19 protein-coding genes are annotated in these 18,318 nt (G+C 44.5%); 12 read left to right on the top strand and 7 right to left on the bottom strand.

Annotated features, from left to right (window positions below; translation table 11 throughout):
• Position 1 precedes the first annotated feature (1 nt).
• Genes FC61_RS10630 through FC61_RS10645 form a run of 4 tightly spaced genes read right to left on the bottom strand, consistent with a single transcriptional unit; the run spans position 2 to position 5,134 of the window.
• Positions 2-2,164: an RNA degradosome polyphosphate kinase gene (locus tag FC61_RS10630; protein ID WP_021741398.1), complete on the bottom strand. Its 2,163-nt coding sequence runs from the start codon at positions 2,162-2,164 to the stop codon at positions 2-4.
• Positions 2,161-3,699 carry a Ppx/GppA phosphatase family protein gene (locus FC61_RS10635; protein WP_021741397.1) on the bottom strand — a complete coding sequence of 513 codons (1,539 nt, stop codon included), beginning with the start codon at positions 3,697-3,699 and terminating at the stop codon, positions 2,161-2,163. Before FC61_RS10635 ends, FC61_RS10630 begins: the two co-directional genes overlap by 4 nt.
• Positions 3,700-3,720: 21 nt before the next feature.
• Positions 3,721-4,542, bottom strand: a complete 822-nt coding sequence (locus FC61_RS10640; RefSeq protein WP_021741396.1) for a LicD family protein — start codon at positions 4,540-4,542, stop codon at positions 3,721-3,723.
• A 19-nt stretch (positions 4,543-4,561) separates the two neighbouring features.
• On the bottom strand, positions 4,562-5,134 hold the full coding sequence (locus FC61_RS10645) for a DUF5067 domain-containing protein (RefSeq protein ID WP_021741395.1): 573 nt from the start codon (positions 5,132-5,134) through the stop codon (positions 4,562-4,564).
• Between the two features lie 133 nt (positions 5,135-5,267).
• Between FC61_RS10645 and FC61_RS10650 the strand changes: the two genes are divergently transcribed.
• Together FC61_RS10650 and FC61_RS12495 are read left to right on the top strand one after the other, a co-directional pair.
• The gene (locus FC61_RS10650; protein WP_011667482.1) at positions 5,268-5,711 is read left to right on the top strand and encodes a MarR family winged helix-turn-helix transcriptional regulator; all 444 of its coding nucleotides are present in this window, start codon (positions 5,268-5,270) and stop codon (positions 5,709-5,711) included.
• 58 nt (positions 5,712-5,769) lie between these two features.
• Positions 5,770-5,943 (top strand): hypothetical protein, encoded by a 174-nt coding sequence (locus tag FC61_RS12495; RefSeq protein WP_011667483.1) that lies wholly within the window; start codon positions 5,770-5,772, stop codon positions 5,941-5,943.
• 57 nt (positions 5,944-6,000) lie between these two features.
• On the opposite strand, the gene FC61_RS10655 is transcribed toward FC61_RS12495, so the two are convergent.
• Positions 6,001-6,450 carry an OsmC family protein gene (locus FC61_RS10655; protein ID WP_011667484.1) on the bottom strand — a complete coding sequence of 150 codons (450 nt, stop codon included), beginning with the start codon at positions 6,448-6,450 and terminating at the stop codon, positions 6,001-6,003.
• Between the two features lie 367 nt (positions 6,451-6,817).
• Here FC61_RS10655 and FC61_RS10660 point away from each other — a divergent pair, with 367 nt between their 5' ends.
• On the top strand, positions 6,818-6,997 hold the full coding sequence (locus FC61_RS10660; RefSeq protein WP_011667485.1) for a hypothetical protein: 180 nt from the start codon (positions 6,818-6,820) through the stop codon (positions 6,995-6,997).
• Positions 6,998-7,469: 472 nt separating this feature from the next.
• Here the strand turns inward: FC61_RS10660 and FC61_RS10665 are convergent, their stop codons facing one another.
• Positions 7,470-7,841: a DUF1304 domain-containing protein gene (locus tag FC61_RS10665; RefSeq protein ID WP_021741391.1), complete on the bottom strand. Its 372-nt coding sequence runs from the start codon at positions 7,839-7,841 to the stop codon at positions 7,470-7,472.
• A 223-nt stretch (positions 7,842-8,064) separates the two neighbouring features.
• Here FC61_RS10665 and FC61_RS10670 point away from each other — a divergent pair, with 223 nt between their 5' ends.
• The 9 genes from FC61_RS10670 (at position 8,065) to FC61_RS10710 (ending at position 17,439) form a co-directional block, all read left to right on the top strand.
• Positions 8,065-8,559, top strand: coding sequence for an AP2 domain-containing protein (locus tag FC61_RS10670; RefSeq protein ID WP_035464358.1), 495 nt, complete (start codon positions 8,065-8,067; stop codon positions 8,557-8,559).
• Between the two features lie 135 nt (positions 8,560-8,694).
• Positions 8,695-10,080 (top strand): class II fumarate hydratase, encoded by a 1,386-nt coding sequence (locus FC61_RS10675; protein WP_039105069.1) that lies wholly within the window; start codon positions 8,695-8,697, stop codon positions 10,078-10,080.
• Between the two features lie 109 nt (positions 10,081-10,189).
• The gene (locus FC61_RS10680) at positions 10,190-10,672 is read left to right on the top strand and encodes an RNA polymerase sigma factor (protein WP_021742830.1); all 483 of its coding nucleotides are present in this window, start codon (positions 10,190-10,192) and stop codon (positions 10,670-10,672) included.
• Positions 10,665-11,582, top strand: coding sequence for an anti sigma factor C-terminal domain-containing protein (locus FC61_RS10685; RefSeq protein ID WP_021742831.1), 918 nt, complete (start codon positions 10,665-10,667; stop codon positions 11,580-11,582). Before FC61_RS10680 ends, FC61_RS10685 begins: the two co-directional genes overlap by 8 nt.
• Positions 11,583-11,757: 175 nt before the next feature.
• Positions 11,758-13,113 (top strand): M20/M25/M40 family metallo-hydrolase, encoded by a 1,356-nt coding sequence (locus tag FC61_RS10690; RefSeq protein ID WP_080774883.1) that lies wholly within the window; start codon positions 11,758-11,760, stop codon positions 13,111-13,113.
• A 216-nt stretch (positions 13,114-13,329) separates the two neighbouring features.
• Positions 13,330-14,349 (top strand): LacI family DNA-binding transcriptional regulator, encoded by a 1,020-nt coding sequence (locus tag FC61_RS10695; protein ID WP_021741872.1) that lies wholly within the window; start codon positions 13,330-13,332, stop codon positions 14,347-14,349.
• 231 nt (positions 14,350-14,580) lie between these two features.
• Positions 14,581-15,327 (top strand): glutamine amidotransferase, encoded by a 747-nt coding sequence (locus FC61_RS10700; protein ID WP_021741871.1) that lies wholly within the window; start codon positions 14,581-14,583, stop codon positions 15,325-15,327.
• 53 nt (positions 15,328-15,380) lie between these two features.
• A complete protein-coding gene (locus FC61_RS10705; RefSeq protein ID WP_021741870.1) occupies positions 15,381-16,376 on the top strand; it encodes a DMT family transporter in 996 nt (331 codons plus the stop codon).
• A 13-nt stretch (positions 16,377-16,389) separates the two neighbouring features.
• A complete protein-coding gene (locus tag FC61_RS10710) occupies positions 16,390-17,439 on the top strand; it encodes a linear amide C-N hydrolase (RefSeq protein WP_021741869.1) in 1,050 nt (349 codons plus the stop codon).
• 111 nt (positions 17,440-17,550) lie between these two features.
• Here the strand turns inward: FC61_RS10710 and FC61_RS10715 are convergent.
• Positions 17,551-18,318, bottom strand: a 768-nt coding sequence (locus FC61_RS10715) for an arginine deiminase (RefSeq protein WP_235803830.1), incomplete at its 5' end; no start/stop codon positions are given.

Genomic DNA, 18,318 nt, shown 5'->3' on the forward strand with positions numbered 1-18,318 from the left:
ATTATTCAGGACTCCGATCAATTGGGGATTGTGGTTGATTCTTAGGGCTTAGCATTGGTTTAAATTGATGTGTGCCAGATTGATTAGTGGCTGTTGGCTTAGCTGCTAAACGCTGCTTAGTTGCTTCTGCCATGAACGTGGCTTGAGCATCGAGGGCGTCCAGTCCCCGTCGATCAACACGAGTGAAGGTCCGGTCAGCGAGCAAGACCCGGGTCTTCACATTATCTTGCCATAGGGTATCAAAGATGGCAAAGACCCGCTGACGTAAATCAGCCTGTAGAATCGGGAAGAGTAATTCTACTCGGCGGTTAAGGTTACGTGTCATGAGGTCCGCACTAGACAAGTGGACTTGGGGATCACCGGCATTAGCGAAGGCATAAATACGGCTATGTTCCAAATAACGACCGACGATAGAGTGGACTTCAATGTGGTCGCTGACTTTAGGAATCCCGACGTTTAAACAGCAAATCCCGCGGACAATCAGTTTGACATGAACGCCAGCGTGTGACGCTTCGTAAAGCTTCGCAATCATGGCTGAGTCTGATAGGGAGTTCATCTTCATTTCAATCCAGGCGGGTTGACCAGCTTTAGCGTTAGTAATTTCCTGATCAATTTTAGCAGTGATAAAATGCCGGATACCATCAGGAGACATGTGGAGCTGGTGAAAGTAGGGCGGTTCCGAATAGCCGGATAGCATATTAAAGATATTTGAGGCGTCGATGCCCATGTCCGTATTGGTTGTCATGAGCCCCATGTCTGTGTAGAAATGGGCCGTAACATCATTGTAATTACCAGTGCCCATATGCATGTAGCGACGAATTCCATCAGCTTCGCGACGAACGATAAGGGCTAACTTACAGTGGGTCTTAAGGCCAATGAGACCGTAGATAACGTGGCAGCCCATCTTTTCAAGTTGCTGGGCCCAGTGGACATTATTTTCTTCGTCAAAGCGGGCCTTGACCTCCACGAGAACAGTGACTTGTTTGCCGTTTTGAGCTGCCCGCCCAAGGTACTTAATAATCGGTGAGTTAGACGAAACCCGATAGAGTGTCATCTTAATGGCGAGCACATCATCATCTGCTGCTGCCTGGCGAATCAATTCGGTAACGGCGCCAAACGTGTCGTAGGGATGGTGGACCAACACATCATGTTGGCGAATGGTTTTAAACACATCGTCGTCAGGCGTGAAACCCGGCGTGCGATTGGCGGTGAATGGCGCGTAACGTTCGTCATCGTGATCGCTAATCTGCTTGGTCAGTTGACTCAGAAAGGTGAGATCGATGGGTCCGCTGATTTCGTAAACGGCATAGTCTGCCACGTTAAGTGCGTTGACGAGTCGCCGTCGAAGCGCTGGGCTGATACCATTTTCCACTTCGAGGCGAACCGCGCCGCCGTGTTCTCGTCGTTTAAGCTGCTGTTCAACTTCCTTTAGTAGGTCAGAGGTATCTTCTTCCGCAACATCAAGATCCATATCGCGGATAACCCGATAAGTGGTGGCTTCCTTGACTTGGTAGCCGATGAAGAGATTGCCAATAAAGGTTTTAATCACATCTTCTAACATCATGAAGTCGTTAGGAGCACCAGGTAAGCGCACCGTTCGTGGGAAAATATCGGGGACTTGAACTGTTGCGAAGCGTTTATCTTTTTTATCGCCATCCTTATAAAGACGCAGGGCGATGTTCAATGTGTTATTGCCGATAAACGGGAATGGTCGGGAGCTGTCGACGGCCATCGGGGTCAAAGCGGGCGACAGTTCGTCGTTGAAATACTTTTCAATAAATCGTGCTTGCTGTGGTGTCAGGTCTTGGGGTGTCAAAACGTGTACGTCTAAATTGCCAAGTGCTGGTAACAACATACGATTTAATGTGGAATACTGTTTGATGACTTGGTCATGTGCTTTAGCATTGACCGCCAGTAATTGGTCCTTAGCGGTCATGCCTGAAGCATCGGGTTTGGGATAATTGACAGCGGCAAGCTTGGATAGGGATGCCACCCGGACCATAAAGAATTCATCAACGTTGCTTTGGGTGATTCCCAAGAAGCGGACGCGTTCGAGTAACGGATTAGTTTTGTCCCGAGCTTCTTCCAAAACACGATCGTTAAAGTCTAGCCAGCTCAATTCGCGGTTGGTATAGTACTGCGGGAGTGTGAAGTCGAGTGTCATTTGTGTAATCTCCTTTGTTTTAGTACTGGCTGTAGGCCGAAAACATCCGTAAAGAATTTAGCCTTATAAGTAAAGGCCCAATGAATCAGTGACAGCTCATCATCACTGAAGACCGTGATAATCACGCGATCGGCACGAACAGATACCGAAATTTTTTGAATCGTTTGCTGGTGGGCATCGTCTAAAGCATCAGCCAACCGTAAGATAGCTGATAATTTGGCGACGACTAAGCGTTTATCACTGTCTAATTGTTGAAAATGGGCCAGATCTTCACCAGGGGTCCGAGTGCTGTGATAACGGGAGACCGCGGCGATAATTTGCGTCTCTTCTTGTGATAGTCCCAGTAAATCGGACTGTTTCAAAACATAATCCGAGTGTAAATAATGCTGGTGGGTATCAATAAATCCCCCAATATCGTGAACAATCGTCGCCACTTCGAGTAATAAACGGTCACGGGTGGTTAGATGATGTAAAGTTCGTAACTGATCGAATAAATGTAACGCAAAGCGGCGCACCAACTGCATGTGGTGCGGTTCTACGCGATAGCGTTGCGCTAGATCTTCAGCGGAAGCCAAAATTTGGTTTTCAAAGTGGGCTGTTTTATGATAACCCGCCATAATTGCTTGATTGGTCGTTAATCCGTCAATGACGTTGAGGTTAACCAGTTGGATTTTCTCAGCGTGAACGACGGTTAGCAATTTTTTGATTAGCAAAACGACAGGCAAAATTAGTTCAACGTTTTCTTCGGTGAGATGAAGCCGTTCCATCAGGTATTGATCGGAAGCGCCGGCAACCTCCCGACTGAACTGATTGAAGTCGTCAAGGGTCAGTGGGGCACTGATAGCCCCCTGTGGAATGAAGTACGCATTTAGCGGTTCGGCACCAATTAAGATAACCTGATTGGAAACGGTCTGCAAATCGGCCGGCAAAAATCGATAGAAGTCATCCACTTTACTATTGATGTAGTCATCCAAGACATCGACTGGATTCGGGGCCGTTGTCCGTAAGTCTTGCAAGACTTCTTTAATCCGCACGGGTCCTAACTTCATATTGTGAGATGCTACAAGTTGTTCTTGTGCGAAAAAGGAAAGCGTCGTGCTGCCAGAATTTAAGCCGATAATTGCGGCATGGTGTTTGACCAGATGATGATAATGGTCGAACTTTAAGGCTACGGCTTCATTGCGCACGAAGGACTCCTCGCCCCACGAGAGCCATTCGATGTGTAGACCAGTACGAACGTAGAGTTGATCTCGAATAAACTCAGCATTAGGTGCTGAAGATAACGCTTGTGAGCCCCAGAGTTGATAGTGGGTGACGCCATAGTCTTTAATGATTTGTAAGAAACCACGTAGTGCTTCAGCGGCCTCGGCGACCGTTTCAAAATCGATGTCTTCGTGATTGTAAATATTTTCCCCAATAGCGACGGTTGATTTGACGCGTTCCACTTGGGTACCAGATTTTAAGTTAACGATGGATAGCTCAATACTTGAGACGTTGACCAGCATTGCGCCAAAATAGTCATCAGCCATGGTCATTCAACTACTTTCTCTTAAAATTTAGTCAGTAAAAACTTGATTGTCCATAATAACCCGTTCCAAATGTTTTTCGGTGCGCTGATTTTCTGGTGGTAAGGCCAGATAGTCCCCATACATCCTAGTTAAAATCGTAGCATAGTTTCGGGGAACCTGAACCTGCAAGTGCTCAAAGGGAACGGTGGTTAGGTCGCTTAGTTCCGCAACCGTGAAGACTTCCTTAGCATAGGCGTATTGAGAGGCCAAGTTTTTGACCTGTGGTAGCGTGATTTCTGATTGATATTGGGTCATCACGGCCTGACGTTCTGCCTTAAGGGCGTTAACACTGGTTAATTGTTCTGAGCTGAGCGGACTTTGAAGCTTGCGAAGCGGGTTATCCACCAGATGATAGCGTAGTTGGAGCAAGATTCGCGTATTTAGCAGCTGAAACTTGGTCGACTGCTTTTGTTGGGCGCTAGTGTCTTGGGGAATCCGATCTAGGGGAAAGATATCAATGAAAATACCTTTACGGGCATTGTTGACATTACGTTTCTCCTCAATATAGGTGCGGCGATCTAGCAGTTTAGCGTAGCTCAGGCCGTAGTTTTCATCACTAGTGGGCGTTTGTAAAAAGTAGGGGCTATCTGCTAGATGAGTAGGGGCTGCGGCAAGGAGCTGGTCATAATCGGCGCGTAAGAGACCGACGTCAACATCATCATCCCATGGAATGAAGCCTTGATGGCGGATTGCGCCCAATAATGAGCCGCCCATCAAAAAGTAAGGGAGACCAAGCTGATGGCAAAGCTGATCCAGTTGGGCGAGATTACCGAGTTCAACTTGGTGAATACGTTCAATTAAAGTGGGCATGATAGATTCCTTTCTAGCGTTAAGTTAAGGGATAATGGCTTTGATGAATAATCTGGTGGTGAGTATCCTTGAATGTAACGGTGATGGGCTGGCTATTCTTAGGCTCAAAGATGGCCAAACCGGTAACGGTTTTACCAGGTGCCACATCCATGACTGTACGATTTAGTTTGTTATTGTCTTGCGTTTGATTAGTAGTAAAGGCTAAGTTGCCAGTTTGCAGTTGGTGGCCGCTTTGTTGCGCACTGACTGCACTTTGCCAGATGTCGTTGGGAATGATGGATTTGGCTTGGTGATTAGTCACCGAATAGTACAGGACGAATAAGTTGCGATTAGCCGTTGAACTAGCAGTGACTTTACTCCCCGTTAGGTTGAAGGTGACATCTTTAATCGTAAAGCGTTGTTGCTTAAAAGTGGCCGTTGGTGCTTGTGAGGCTGCTGAAGATGAATGGGAAGCTGCTTGCGATGAGGTTGTTTGACTGGAACGCGACGTGGCAGTTTGATGGCCGGGTTCCTGTTGACTAGATAGTTGTTTTTGGCCACAACCCGTTAATAAAAGTAGTGTCCCCAATAGAACTATTTTGTGAGATAACATGGAAATTCCCCCTAAACGAACTTATCTCTATTTTAGCATAAGGTTGGTCCAGACCACCGGTAAAAGACTGGTATTTGATAAGGGTAAATGCTAAGATAAAAAACGTATTTTTAGAAATGTAGGTGGGGTAATCATGGTTGAGCAGGAACAACCGTTGCTGGACGCTTTTATTGATGTCTACATGAGTTCGTTGAAATATTTAGATGAATTTATTTCCGAACCAGCGCAGGCCTTTCACTTGTCTTTTGAACAGTATCTGATTCTCCGTGAAATTACGCAGAACGATCAGGTGACACTGATGGATATTGCCAGTAAACGGCAGGTAACACGCAGCGCTATTTCGCGGCAAATCAAGGTGTTGTTGAAAGCAGGCTATTTGCAACAACAACCAGATGAAAACGATCGGCGCCGGCTGTACTTGTTGGTGACGCCGACGGGTGCTAAAGCGGAGCGTGCTATTCGCCAACGAATCAACCAACGCTTTCAAGGGTGGCTGGATGTTTATGGTGATCAACGGGCTCACGAGATCCTCGACTTTATCCGTGATTTTAGCCAAGTGACGCAAATGAAAAAATAACGCTATGTCGCGTTTAACTACTAGGTGACGACTGGTGGAGAGAAGGAGATTGAAGTCAATGAGCAAAAAGCGCATGAGCGATGAAGAAGAAAAGCGCTGGCGCAAGATTGTCTTCATGGATGATGCACATGCTGACAAGACCGTCCGCAAGACACGGCCATACGTATATGGCGAAGAGCCAATGAAGCAATCGTGGTGGGAGCGCCTAACAGCGCGCTTCAGTCGGCGTTAACGTAAAAAGCAGCAACTCGCTGGTAGGACTAGCGGGTTGTTGCTTTTTTAGTGTTAATTAATGGACAATTGGAGGAGCTGGCGAGAATTCCTGAACTAACTTGACCTGAACGTTGTCACTACCGCTCATGAGCTTCGCTACAGGGCACCGGCGCTCAGCCAAATCAACCATTGCCTTAGCTGTATCCAGGTCAACGCCGGGAAGCTTAATTTCTGCGGTCACGTAAAACTGTAGGCCTCGTCGGTCGCGAGCCATCTCAACAATTGTGTGGACCTGCGAGGTGTGCGGAAGATCTCGCCGCTGTTCAATCGCTTCCAAGGTGGCATTTAGGCAAGTGCTTAAAGCTAGCCCAACGAATTGCTCGGGATTGGCACCCGGCTGATCGTTGGACGGACTGCTAGTTAAAACATCTAAGCCACCGGGAATATAGGAGTGACTTTCTAAGCCATCATCGTTAATGGCAACGGTTCGATAGAGTGGTGGAAACTTTTCGCGATCAATAGCCAAAAGACCAACTTCTTTCTGTATATTTATCCTTAGACTACGCCGGTTAAGAAAAAAAGACAATTGTTTTACTTATAAATGTAAGGGCTTGCTTAATAGCTACACCAGTGGCAATTTTAGCTGATAATGAGTGGGTGCAATTAACGCTATATCGGACAACAACCGGTTGCATGTGGCAACTATACCAATTTTAAAAATTAACGTTATTGATTTTAGAGATATTGACCTGAAAGCTTGCTCTGTAGGTAAATGGGTTTATGTAGAAATTTTGCACTTTTTTGGCCGATAGAGTAGACCGCTACCAAATTAATGCTTATAATGTAAGGGACAAGCAGTAGAAGATTGGCGAATTGAGTTTGGGGGGAGCCAAATGTTAAACGAAAAGCTGTCAAATGAACAGAAACGGTTCCAAATGATTACTTGGCGGGCAAAGCAACACGGCGCACAGGTTGTGGAGGGCGATTTGATGCGCCAATTCACGGCAACCGTCGCTGAACAAAAGGCGTTACTTGCTAATGTACATCAACAACGGACAACATCTGTGAGCTAACACCGCGGATAATTAACCAACTAGACCTAACCCTGATTGGCGAGCATGACTCATGATAGGCAACTGTGCAATTCATTGAGGAGGTAAGGCTGATGAAACATCCAATGAGCTATTATGGTTACTATGTGGTCGGTGGTATCTTTGTGGGCATTATGGCTTTTGCAATCGTCCACTTGGTTGAATTATGGTTGGTTGTTAGTAATATGTAAGTCACTTAAGCAATTGAACTTAAATACGCGCGGCACCTGTGAAGGATGCCGCGCGTATTTTTTGAATGAAAATAAAAAAGCTAGTTACGATGGACGCAACCAGCAGAATAGAAGTATGTGTACGGCCCCAACGGTGTTAATAATGGCTAAATGTCAATTAACTCCTCCAACGATTGAAAGCCCGTAGCAGGTTCTCACCTGAATATGTGTCTTCATTATAACGTGTGGTGGTAGTTCTGTAAACCACAAATTTAAGGATATCTTTAAATGAGTTGGCTTAACAGAATAATTAAGGTGACCAGTGCGGGAAAACCTTGAAGCCAGAAAATTTGTCGCTTGACCGTCAAACTACCATAAAGTGCCACAATAACGATGAATCCCAGTAGAAGGGCCGTCGTTATTAAACTGGTGGGCATCGGTAATAGCCATTGAGCTAGAATCAAAATGACAGCTAGCATCCCATTATAAATGCCTTGATTGGCTAGTGCTTTTTGCGCAGGAACCTGACGAACGAAGGTTATGGGCATCCCAAAAGCCCGCGCTTGTTGTTCTGGGCGTCCCCACATTTCCAGTGCCATGATGCCCAAATGCTCGATAGCAATGAGGTAAATTAAAATTGTTAAAATTTCAAACATGATAATTGCCTTCCTTTGTAAGACTGAGTATAGTTATAGTATAACTTAATAATGATGTGGATTGCCACTCGTTAACATTTAAAAACATTATCGACTTTAAGCTATTTTTTAGTTTGGCGTGTAGAATAATTAGGTGAGGATATTTGTCAGGGGAGCTTGGGTTATTTCTGGGGAGAACAGTAACCTATTACAAACTTTAAGAAAACGAATGGAGGAAATTCCCATGAGACTCCTTGACTTAACTGGACAACAATTCGGCAGACTGACGGTTATCCGTCGTGACGGCACTGCTAAAAATGGTAATGCGACTTGGTTGTGTAAATGTAACTGTGGTAATTTGGTGACCGTCGATAGTTATCGACTGCGCCATGGGATTACGGTGAGTTGTGGGTGTTATCGCCGTGACATTAGTAAAGAACGGTTGACCAAGGACCCCCGAACGCGTGAACAGATTGGCAATGCGATGAATTTACCATTAGTTAATGGGAGCAACGTTGCCGCACTGACTAAGCTCAGCTCGCGTAATATCTCGGGTGTGATCGGTGTTAGTTTTGATAAACGATCGGGTAAATGGGCTGCTCGTCTATTTTATCATGGACGCTACATCTTAAACCAGACTTTTACAGACTTTGATGAAGCGGTAGAAGCGCGGCGTCGAGCTGAAGAACAATTAACTCAAAATGATCATTTTCAACTAAAGGCCTCTGCTGAAGGCTAAGTAGGCACAATCAACAGAATAATAGAAGCCAAAAAGGGGTCGCCATTGGGCGATCTTTTTTGGTGGAGAATAATGTTTGACGGTAGCTGAGCAGCTCGGTATGCTGAGACTAGAGAAAAGAGAGGAAGAGATCGAATGGCTTATCGGGAAGAAGCAGATACTTTAGGGACGGTGAAGGTGCCAGCCGAAGCTCTGTGGGGCGCCCAAACGGAACGTAGTCGCCACAATTTCACAACGGGCCCCACGATGCCGATGGCGGTGATTCGAGCACTTCTACATTTGAAGCGGGCAGCAGCAATCGCTAATCGTGATTTAGGTAGTTTACGCGAAGCTAAAGCACAACTGATTGTTCAGGCGATTGATCAGTTGTTGGCATTGCCGGATGAGAAATTACAGGCCGATTTCCCGTTACGAGTCTATCAAACCGGTTCGGGAACCCAAACAAATATGAATGTGAATGAAGTGATTGCCCATCAAGCCACCAACTTAGCACCCACCAGTGGTATTTTGCCGAATGATGATGTTAATCAAAGTCAAAGCTCTAATGATACCTTTCCAACGGCGATGGCGGTGACTGCCTATGATGCAATTCACCAGCTAGTGCCAGTTGTACAGAGGTTGATTGATGAATTGACCCAAAAACAAGCAGATTATTGGCGAGTTGTTAAGATTGGTCGCACCCATCTGCAAGATGCCACGCCCCTCACATTTGGCCAAGAGGTGAGCGGTTGGGTAAGCATGTTAACGCATGATCTGCAGTATATTCAGTCGCTAATGCCAACGCTATTGGAGTTACCAATTGGTGGTACCGCGGTTGGAACCGGATTGAATGCGGCCCCCGGATTCGCTGTGGCCGTTGCGGAACAGTTACAACAGGCGTATGGCTACCCATTTACGGCTAAAACCAATAAGTTTTTTGGGTTAGCGGCTCATTCGGGGTTAACCGTTGTTCACGGAGCAGTGAAAACGTTAGCCGGTGATTTGTTGAAAATCGCTAATGACGTGCGTTTTTTGGCGAGTGGGCCTCGAGCCGGTTATGGGGAACTGAATATTCCGGCCAATGAGCCGGGGTCGTCGATCATGCCAGGCAAGGTGAACCCCACGCAAGCAGAAGCCCTTACGATGGCGGCGACACGAGTCATGGGAAACGATGTCACGATTAGTCTGGCGGCGTCGCAGGGGAATTTTGAAATGAATGTTTATAAACCAGTAATTATTGCAACCTTTTTGGAATCAACGACGTTGTTAATCGGAACAATTCAGGGCTTTACGGACCGATTGGTTCACGGATTAACGGTTAACCAAGACCGGATGAGAAATTTGGTTGATGAATCCCTAATGACGGTAACGGCGTTGTCGCCACACATTGGGTATCACGCCAGTGCGCAAATTGCCCAGATGGCCGAGCAGAAGAATTTGACGTTACGTGCAGCCGCTTTGCAGTCGGGACAAGTAACGGCGGCACAATTTGACAAATGGGTCGATCCATTGGCAATGACTAATGTTGACCGACCGGATTAGATGAAATTTAACCTTAAGCCAGCTCGAGCAGAAGCTGGCTTTTTCAATCAGTCAAAAAAATGTGACCTTTCTGAAAGTTATTCGTTAACTATGTGGGGAGGAGGAAAGTATGGACTTACAGCAGTATGAGCATTTGGTGACCCAATTGGCGACGGAAGTACGACGATATCTGATTAAACGGGGCGCGCAGCCAGAAGTCGCGGCGGATATTGTACAAGATGTTTTTGTGAAATTACTGGAAATGGAATTGGTTTTGCCACCGGAAAAGTTACGGCCCTATATGTATCGGGTGGCTTGGTCAACATACTTAGATCAGTATCGGCGAACACGGCGATATCAACTGTTAGTGCGTCAATATTTAATTCCGACTGCAGTCACGGTTGTCCGACCGATTGACGATAGTGACCTAACAGCGGCTTTACAAAAACTATCAGCAAAAGAACAGCGGCTACTGGTCTTGCGGTATGATCAGGCGTTAAGTTTGGCCGAGATTGCCAAACGACTGGGGATTCGCCTGGCGGCAGTAAAGATGCGGCTGTATCGCGTACATCGAAAATTAGAAAAGATAATGAGGGGGACAACATATGAATGAGGAACAACAATTCAAGCGACTAGCAACTAAAGTAAAAGTACGACGTTGGTTAATGACCGCAGTGATTGCAATCGTTGTGATGGTTATCGGTGGGGGAAGTTTTGTGGGGTACACAAAAATGGCATCCCAAAAAGCATCGACGGCGCTCAATAAGTATTTTGATATTACGCATGAGATCTTAGCGCCTAATATTCAATATAGTGATCAATATTTGGAGAATACCTCTTTCTTCGGGGGAACGTTAGTTAGTCACCAGTACAAGGAAATTGAGGGGTATCGTGAGACATGGTCACCGGAACGGGCCAACTATTCGTGGACAAGAGGCGCACAGTTGCCAGATATGTTAAATAGCGCGGATAGTAATCAGCAACGGACGGCACTATATGATCGGGAGACGGCACATAAAATTCCCATGTTTTTTAATCTGAAGACAGTGTCACCGAATATTAAACCGACGCAGGAACTTAAGAAAGTTGCCGTTGTGAAAGGTCATGTGGCGGAAATCGCGCTTACGTTTAAGCAACCGTTGACGTATCGTCAAATTCAGGACAAATTACCAGCTAACTTGCATGCCGTATGGTATTGGATCGGGATTAGTGGTCATTCAGATGCAACACTAGTGGACAATAACTACTTGGGCGTTCAGGGGAGCCAAACCGGAAAGCTCAATGCTGCCAAGTATCGATACTTCCATAAGATGCTACTGGCGGCGAAGGATAAAGAAGGTGGGTATGGTGATACGTTTGCGTACGCTGGACGTTATGCCAAAAGCCATGCGACATTAGCGCAAGCAAAATTTACTGGAGTGATCGTTACTGGCAATAGTGAAGCTTTTAAGGCACTGAAAGAAGCTAATTGGATTGCGGCAAGTTCGGTTGGTTATTTTCAAGCGCGAACAGCTATAAAATGAAAAAAAGATTAAAACGTCTTGACTGTTTTATCATTAAATACTAATCTTATAGGCAAGCAGTAGTCTTGGATAGATGATAACTAAGGTGATTGGTAACTAAAATGTCCTTAACGGAACTGAGTCTGTGGGGACATTTTTTAATACAACCAGTCGTTGAGGTGTGGAGGATGATTAAATGACAATGACTTTGAAACAGGCTGTTGAGCAGGCATTGGTCGCAGATCACGATCGATTGGCAGCATATCTAAAATTAGAAACGGTGTCAGCCCAACACCGAGAAATTGACGAGACTGTCGATTTTCTAGAGCAAGCCTTTAAGTCGGTTGGGGCAACGGTCACGGTTTGGCGAGATGTCGCCGGTAGTCATCCATTTGTTTTTGCCACGTTACCGGCGGGACCCACGGGTAATGCGGATAAGACACTCTTGTTTTACAACCATTACGATGTACAGCCGCCGGAACCGTTGGACGAGTGGCAAACAGCGCCGTTTGATTTAACCGAAGTTGATGGCAAATATGTCGCGCGTGGCATATCTGATGATAAGGGGGAACTGATGTCCCGCCTCTCAGCAGTCAAGGCCCTGCAAGCAACGTCGGGTCTGCCGTGTAATTTGAAATTTGTTGTGGAAGGTGAAGAAGAAATTGGCAGTCCTCATATCGCTCCGATGGTCCAGCAACATGCCGCTGAATTGGCGGCTGACGTAATTGTTTGGGAAACGGGTGGCAAGGATGCTGATGAAAATTTTGATATTACTTGCGGTGTGAAGGGGATCATGAGCTTTGAGTTGCGCGTTAAGACGGCAGAGAAAGATTTGCATTCGTCATTAGCCGCTTATGCGGATAACGCGGCTTGGCGGTTAACGCGAGCACTGGCGTCGTTGCGTGGCCCGGATAATCGAGTTCTGGTTGAGGGATTTTATGATGATGTGCGTGCGTTGACGGCGGAAGAGCAACGGGCAACCGCGGCTTTACCCTTCAACGAAACCACGACTCGAGAAAATTTCGGTCTCAAACGGCCATTGGTGACAACTGATCCGGTAGCCGCGTTGGTTAATGCAACCACGATGACTATTAATGGGTTGTCGAGCGGGTATGAAGGCGAAGGAGTTAAGACGGTACTGCCGAAACAGGCCACAGCTAAATTGGATTGTCGGTTGGTTCCAAACCAGGAACCGAAGAAATTGGCTCAGTTAATCCAAGCTCAGTTAGTGCGAAACGGATTTGAAGACGTTGAGGTAGTTTATCTGTTAGGTGAAAAGCCATTCCGGTCGAAGTTAACAGATCCATTTGTACAATTGGCTGTGAAGACAGCGGCTAAGGTCTATGGGGATCGGGTAAAACTAGTACCGAATGCAGCCGGAACGGGTCCGCAAGTCTTCTTTGGGGAAACATTACAGGCACCAATCGTGGCTTTTGGAACAACCTGGGCTGGGTCAGGTCCCCATGCACCTAACGAGAACATCCGAATTGCTGATTATCAACAAGATGCCTGGTACACCGCAGAAGTGTTGCGGGATTTTGGGGTGGAATAAGAGCGTAAATGTAGTGATATTAATAAAATGCTGACTCCTCACTTAGGGAAGTCAGTGTTTTATTAAAGAATCGAGAAGGTTAACGTATCAGAAATGAATGAATAAGATTGATTGGTCCATTCTAATGGCCTAATTGATAGGCACGAATTTGTTTGAGTATCGTTAGCAATAATGTTTATAATTAGATAAACAAGAACAGAATGGAGTAGGTTGGAAATGGCATATTCGATGAAGGACATTGCTAAGGAGGCCAATGTTTCGTTAACAGCTGTGTCATTGGTGTTAAATAATAAAGAAACACGGGTTTCAGAAACTAAAAAAGCAGAAATAAAAAGAATTGCAAAACGTATGAATTATCGGCCTAACTCTGCGGCTGTTTCGTTAAGCAAAAATATTAGTTACAATATCGCATTGATTGTGCCAGACATCACAAATCCTTTTTTTGCTCGAATTGTCCGTGAGATTACAACCTTTCTGAATAAAAAAGGATATGGAACACTACTGATTGACAGTGAAAATTCTTATAAAAATGAAAAAGCGGCGCTACAAAATTTGATTTCTCGAGGCGTTGATGGCATTTTGCTAGTCCCCTCTAATGAGATTTTTTCGAAAAATGAAGCAGAAGTAACAGATCTTTTACAAAACATAGCGAAGCCGTTGGTGTTGCTCAATGCCTACACGGATCGAGATGTCAGTTATGTTAATTTTGATAATACCAAAGGTGCAGAAATGGCTACACAAGAGTTAATCAAATATGGGCATCAACAAATTGGGTTTATTCGGGGAGAAGATAATTTTATAAATGCTCTTGAACGCTATAAAGGGTATGAGAAAGTACTCAAAAGAAATGGTATTCCTTTAAATAAAAAGCTTGTATTTAAAGGGGACTATAGTATGGCGAGCGGCTATCGATTGGCGCCTAAAATTATGGAAAATACTGAATTAACGGCTATTGTGAGTTCAAATGATCTTATGCTCTTTGGTGTAATTAAATGGGCTAAAGAACACCAAATTCCAATATTTAAACGATTATCAATGATTGGTTTTGATAACACGCCCTACACGGAAATCTTGGAAGTCCCGCTAACAACTATTGATCAAGATACTGAAAAAATGGCAACTGAAGCTAGTGATCTGTTGTTAAGAATGATTCAAACTAAGAAAAAAATTGTGAAAAGAATTATTATTGATCCTATTTTGATTCGTCGACAATCGATCTGGAAGCGTCACTGTTAATATGTTTTCACGAATATTTAAAGAAATGTAAAAATTTTTTCTCAAGAGAATCGGTCAAGTCTAACTTGACTTTTAAAAACGACATGATAAGATTGGTTCAAAATGATAACGCTTACAAGCGTTATTTATTTTTTTACTTTGATAAAGCGCTTTACCATTCGATTTAAACCATCTTTAATTTGTGCGCACAATTAAAGAATCGACAACAAGAAAATATCAGGAGTGATTGAAATGTCTAAAATTCTTTTGACCGGTGAATCATGGATTTCTACAACGACCGAATACAAAGGTTACGATTCTTTTACCAGTACAAAATTGGAAATTGGTTGTACGAAACTGTTGGCTGATTTACAGCAATTGGGACATCTAGTGACGCACTTGCCAGCCCATGATGTGCCTGAGCATTTTCCTTGGACCAAAGCAGAATTGGATCAATACGATGTGATTATTTTGTCAGATATTGGCTCGAATTCACTTGTGTTGGCTAACCAAGTCTTTGCCGAAGGAAAATCTACAGTTAATCGAATGGACCTGCTGAAACAATGGGTATTGAATGGAGGTGCTTTAATGATGGCTGGCGGATATTTATCTTTTGGTGGCTTTGAAGGAAAAGCACATTATCATAATACGCCAGTCGAGGAAGTGCTTCCTGTCCAAATTTCAGCCTTTGACGACCGGATTGAGGCGCCTCAGGGACTGGTTCCACAAGAGGTTCTAAAAAATGCAATTAGTAGTGGATTAGGTGAGTTTCCTGGTATCTTAGGTTATCAACAAGTAGTGGCTAAGTCAGATAGTGAGACTCTAATGACAGTCGAAAAGGACCCATTATTAGTGATCGGGCAAGCCGGAAAAGGACGCACGTTAGCTTATATGACAGACATTGCTCCTCACTGGGCGTCTACAGATTTTATGTCGTGGGAACATTATGGTGAGTTTTTTTCTCGGTGTATAAATTGGCTCACTCAGGGGAATAAGTAAGTTTTTTGAATCTTGCTAAGTGCGAATTGAAAAGGAATGGAGAGGTATCCATTATGAATGAGTTGAAAGCAAAAAGTACAACTGAAAAAACGGTGGTTGTCCCATTACTTCTAATTGCAACGATTTTGGCCGGTATGTTGTCACCTATGCAGTCTGCCGTTAATGGTCAGGTTGGTAAGCAATTGGGGGATGGAAATGCTTCCGCTGTTATCTCTTTTGGTTCGGGTCTGGTGGTCATGGCAATTGTTATTTTAGCGCGGAAATCTACTCGCCAACAATTCAGTTCAATTCCGAAAAAGATAGCGTCCCGATCATTACCATGGTGGAACTGGTTGGCTGGTTGCTGTGGTGCCATGGTAGTTTTTTCAGAAGGTGCTTCAGCTTCTGTGCTTGGTGTTGCAACGTTTCAGACAACTTTGATTTCGGGAATGGTGATTTCGGGATTGGTTTGTGATCGATTAGGAATTGGGGTCGCAATTAAACAACCATTTAATTTTCCACGAGTTTTGGGAGCATTATTGGCGATTGTCGCAACTGTACTTGTGGTTTTACCTAGTTGGCAGGCGCCTAAGGTTATTGCTTTAGCTATTTTGCCATTTCTAGCGGGCTTGTTAGCAGGATGGCAACCTGCTGGTAATTCAGCGGTAGCTCAGGAGACTGGGTCCATGCTCGTTTCAATCACTTGGAATTTTATTGTTGGTTTTAGTATTCTAGGCTTAGCCTTATTGATACGGATTGGAATGGGGCAAGTTACAGTAAGCCTTCCTGAAGCTTGGTGGATGTATTTGGGTGGACCACTCGGTCTCTTGTCAATTGCATTGATGGCTTTACTAGTCCGCGGTTTAGGATTATTGCTTCTGGGGCTTGCGTCTACCGCAGGTCAATTGATTGGTTCGGTGTTGATTGATTGGTTGATTCCATCATTGGGCAATCAAGTGTACCTGGTTACTATTCTAGGCGCGGTAGTTGCGTTAGCTGGTGCTGGTATTGCAATGGTTCCTTCAGCAAATAAACACGTTAAGTTAGATGAGCTAGAAGGAAAGAGTTAATAGGAGGGATATTATGTGTACAGGAATTGGTTTGGTCAGCCAACAGGGACATCCGTTTTGGGGAAGAACACAGGACTTTGAACAACACTTTGAATACGCTGGTGTCAAGATTCCACAGGGATATGAATTTACGGCAGCGTTTACACCATTTATTGCCGAGCGGAATGTTATGGGAATTGCATGGGCCAAGGATTTGCATCAATCACCGGTTCTCTTAGATGGTATTAATGATTATGGTATTTGTGGTGGATCTTTTTATTTCGATCATTTTTTCAAGTGTGCAGCGACTGAAACGATCCAATCAACAGGAAAATTAGCCATTCGAGGTGAAGAGTTATGTACGTGGATTTTAACGCATTATCGTAGTCTCGATGAAATTAAACAACGATTAGGTAAAGATGTTGGGATTACTAACGAGGTTGGACCAATGATGGGAATGTCGGTCCCACAACACTGTATTTTTCATGATGAAACGGGACGCGCACTTGTGGTTGAACCCTCTCAAAAGAATGGGTTTAGAATATTTGAAAATCCAGTGGATATTTTTACCAATGCACCAACTTTTGATTGGCATCTGAATAATTTAAAAGCTTGGCTGGAGCGGACGACTAAACGGACGTATACTTACGACAATACAGAAGGAATAGTCCAAATCGGATTTAATGAGACTTCTAGTGGGTTGGTAGGTATCCCAGCTGATTACAAACCAGAATCTCGTTTTTTACGAGCAGCATTTGCAAAACTATTATCTATTGATGTTGACGATGATACGGCAATGAATCAGGTCTTCCAGCTGTTAACGACGGTGAATACGCCAAAAGGGGCGCTGAGAATTGATCAGCCTGAGACACCAGTTGCTTGGACACAATACACGGCGGGATATGATATTCAGAAAAAGATTTTGTATGCATTCACTTATGATAATCGGAATCTTCGCTCGCTTGAATATGGTGATCCGGCTACTTGGGGCTCAGAATTACATTATTTTAGCTTTATTTCTAAGCAGACGACTACGCCATTTGTAGAAAAGAATCAGTGGATGGCGGGGGAAAATACCATTTAGAGAAATAATAAAAGCATGCTCTCGCAGTTGCGAAGGCATGCTTTTATGAGTTTGAATAAATTAAAAATCACAAATTAGATAAGAGTTATTTCTAAGCATTTAACGAGTCAATTAAAGGTCTTCTCGAACTAATGGCATACTCATGCAACGAGGACCGCCACGGCCTCGTGACAATTCACTTGATAAGACATCAATCACTTTTAGACCATGCTTACGTAATAATTCATTAGAAACGTAATTCCGGTTGTAAGTAACTACAACACCGGGTGCAATTGCCAAAGTATTGGAGCCGTCATTCCATTGTTCACGGCCAGCAATGATTGGATCGCCGTTACCCGTTGGAATCAAATCCAAATCGTCAAGGTTCAAAGCATCCTTCAAGACCTTCTTCAAATCGGTTTGGTGATCAAGGCTTAATTGACCATCTTTACCTGGCGTAATCGTCCAAGTATCGATATGACCACCTTCACCTAAGATACCTGGGTGAACCGTAAATTGATCGGTATTAATCATCGTGAAGACCGTATCCAAGTGCATCATGGCATGGTTATGTGGAATCTTAATAGCGATAACCTTGTCAAAATGGCTCTTGGCAAACAAGTTGCGGGCAATGTCTTCAATCGCATCAGCAGAGGTCCGTTGAGAAACCCCAATTGCCAAAACGTGATCGGACAAGACTAATTCGTCCCCGCCTTCGATTCGTGTATCATGGTTTCGGTCACGCCAAACATTGAGACCCTTATTAGCAAATCGATGATGATACTTGATGATTGTTTCCATAAAGAGTGATTCACGTTGCCGAGCGGCGAATGTCATATGGTTGATACTCAACCCATCACCGATTGAAGCGGCAGGATCCCGCGTGAAGTATAAGTTAGG

It is taken from the genome of Levilactobacillus brevis ATCC 14869 = DSM 20054 (assembly GCF_001433855.1).
Taxonomy (GTDB): domain Bacteria; phylum Bacillota; class Bacilli; order Lactobacillales; family Lactobacillaceae; genus Levilactobacillus; species Levilactobacillus brevis.

Bases quoted from the DNA above. Each gene is read 5' to 3' on its own strand.
- FC61_RS10630 (WP_021741398.1), bottom strand. From the start codon at position 2,164: ATGACACTCGACTTCACACTCCCGCAGTACTATACCAACCGCGAATTG.
- FC61_RS10635 (WP_021741397.1), bottom strand. From the start codon at position 3,699: ATGACCATGGCTGATGACTATTTTGGCGCAATGCTGGTCAACGTCTCA.
- FC61_RS10640 (WP_021741396.1), bottom strand. From the start codon at position 4,542: ATGCCCACTTTAATTGAACGTATTCACCAAGTTGAACTCGGTAATCTC.
- FC61_RS10645 (WP_021741395.1), bottom strand. From the start codon at position 5,134: ATGTTATCTCACAAAATAGTTCTATTGGGGACACTACTTTTATTAACG.
- FC61_RS10650 (WP_011667482.1), top strand. From the start codon at position 5,268: ATGGTTGAGCAGGAACAACCGTTGCTGGACGCTTTTATTGATGTCTAC.
- FC61_RS12495 (WP_011667483.1), top strand. From the start codon at position 5,770: ATGAGCAAAAAGCGCATGAGCGATGAAGAAGAAAAGCGCTGGCGCAAG.
- FC61_RS10660 (WP_011667485.1), top strand. From the start codon at position 6,818: ATGTTAAACGAAAAGCTGTCAAATGAACAGAAACGGTTCCAAATGATT.
- FC61_RS10665 (WP_021741391.1), bottom strand. From the start codon at position 7,841: ATGTTTGAAATTTTAACAATTTTAATTTACCTCATTGCTATCGAGCAT.
- FC61_RS10670 (WP_035464358.1), top strand. From the start codon at position 8,065: ATGAGACTCCTTGACTTAACTGGACAACAATTCGGCAGACTGACGGTT.
- FC61_RS10675 (WP_039105069.1), top strand. From the start codon at position 8,695: ATGGCTTATCGGGAAGAAGCAGATACTTTAGGGACGGTGAAGGTGCCA.
- FC61_RS10680 (WP_021742830.1), top strand. From the start codon at position 10,190: ATGGACTTACAGCAGTATGAGCATTTGGTGACCCAATTGGCGACGGAA.
- FC61_RS10685 (WP_021742831.1), top strand. From the start codon at position 10,665: ATGAATGAGGAACAACAATTCAAGCGACTAGCAACTAAAGTAAAAGTA.
- FC61_RS10690 (WP_080774883.1), top strand. From the start codon at position 11,758: ATGACAATGACTTTGAAACAGGCTGTTGAGCAGGCATTGGTCGCAGAT.
- FC61_RS10695 (WP_021741872.1), top strand. From the start codon at position 13,330: ATGGCATATTCGATGAAGGACATTGCTAAGGAGGCCAATGTTTCGTTA.
- FC61_RS10700 (WP_021741871.1), top strand. From the start codon at position 14,581: ATGTCTAAAATTCTTTTGACCGGTGAATCATGGATTTCTACAACGACC.
- FC61_RS10705 (WP_021741870.1), top strand. From the start codon at position 15,381: ATGAATGAGTTGAAAGCAAAAAGTACAACTGAAAAAACGGTGGTTGTC.
- FC61_RS10710 (WP_021741869.1), top strand. From the start codon at position 16,390: ATGTGTACAGGAATTGGTTTGGTCAGCCAACAGGGACATCCGTTTTGG.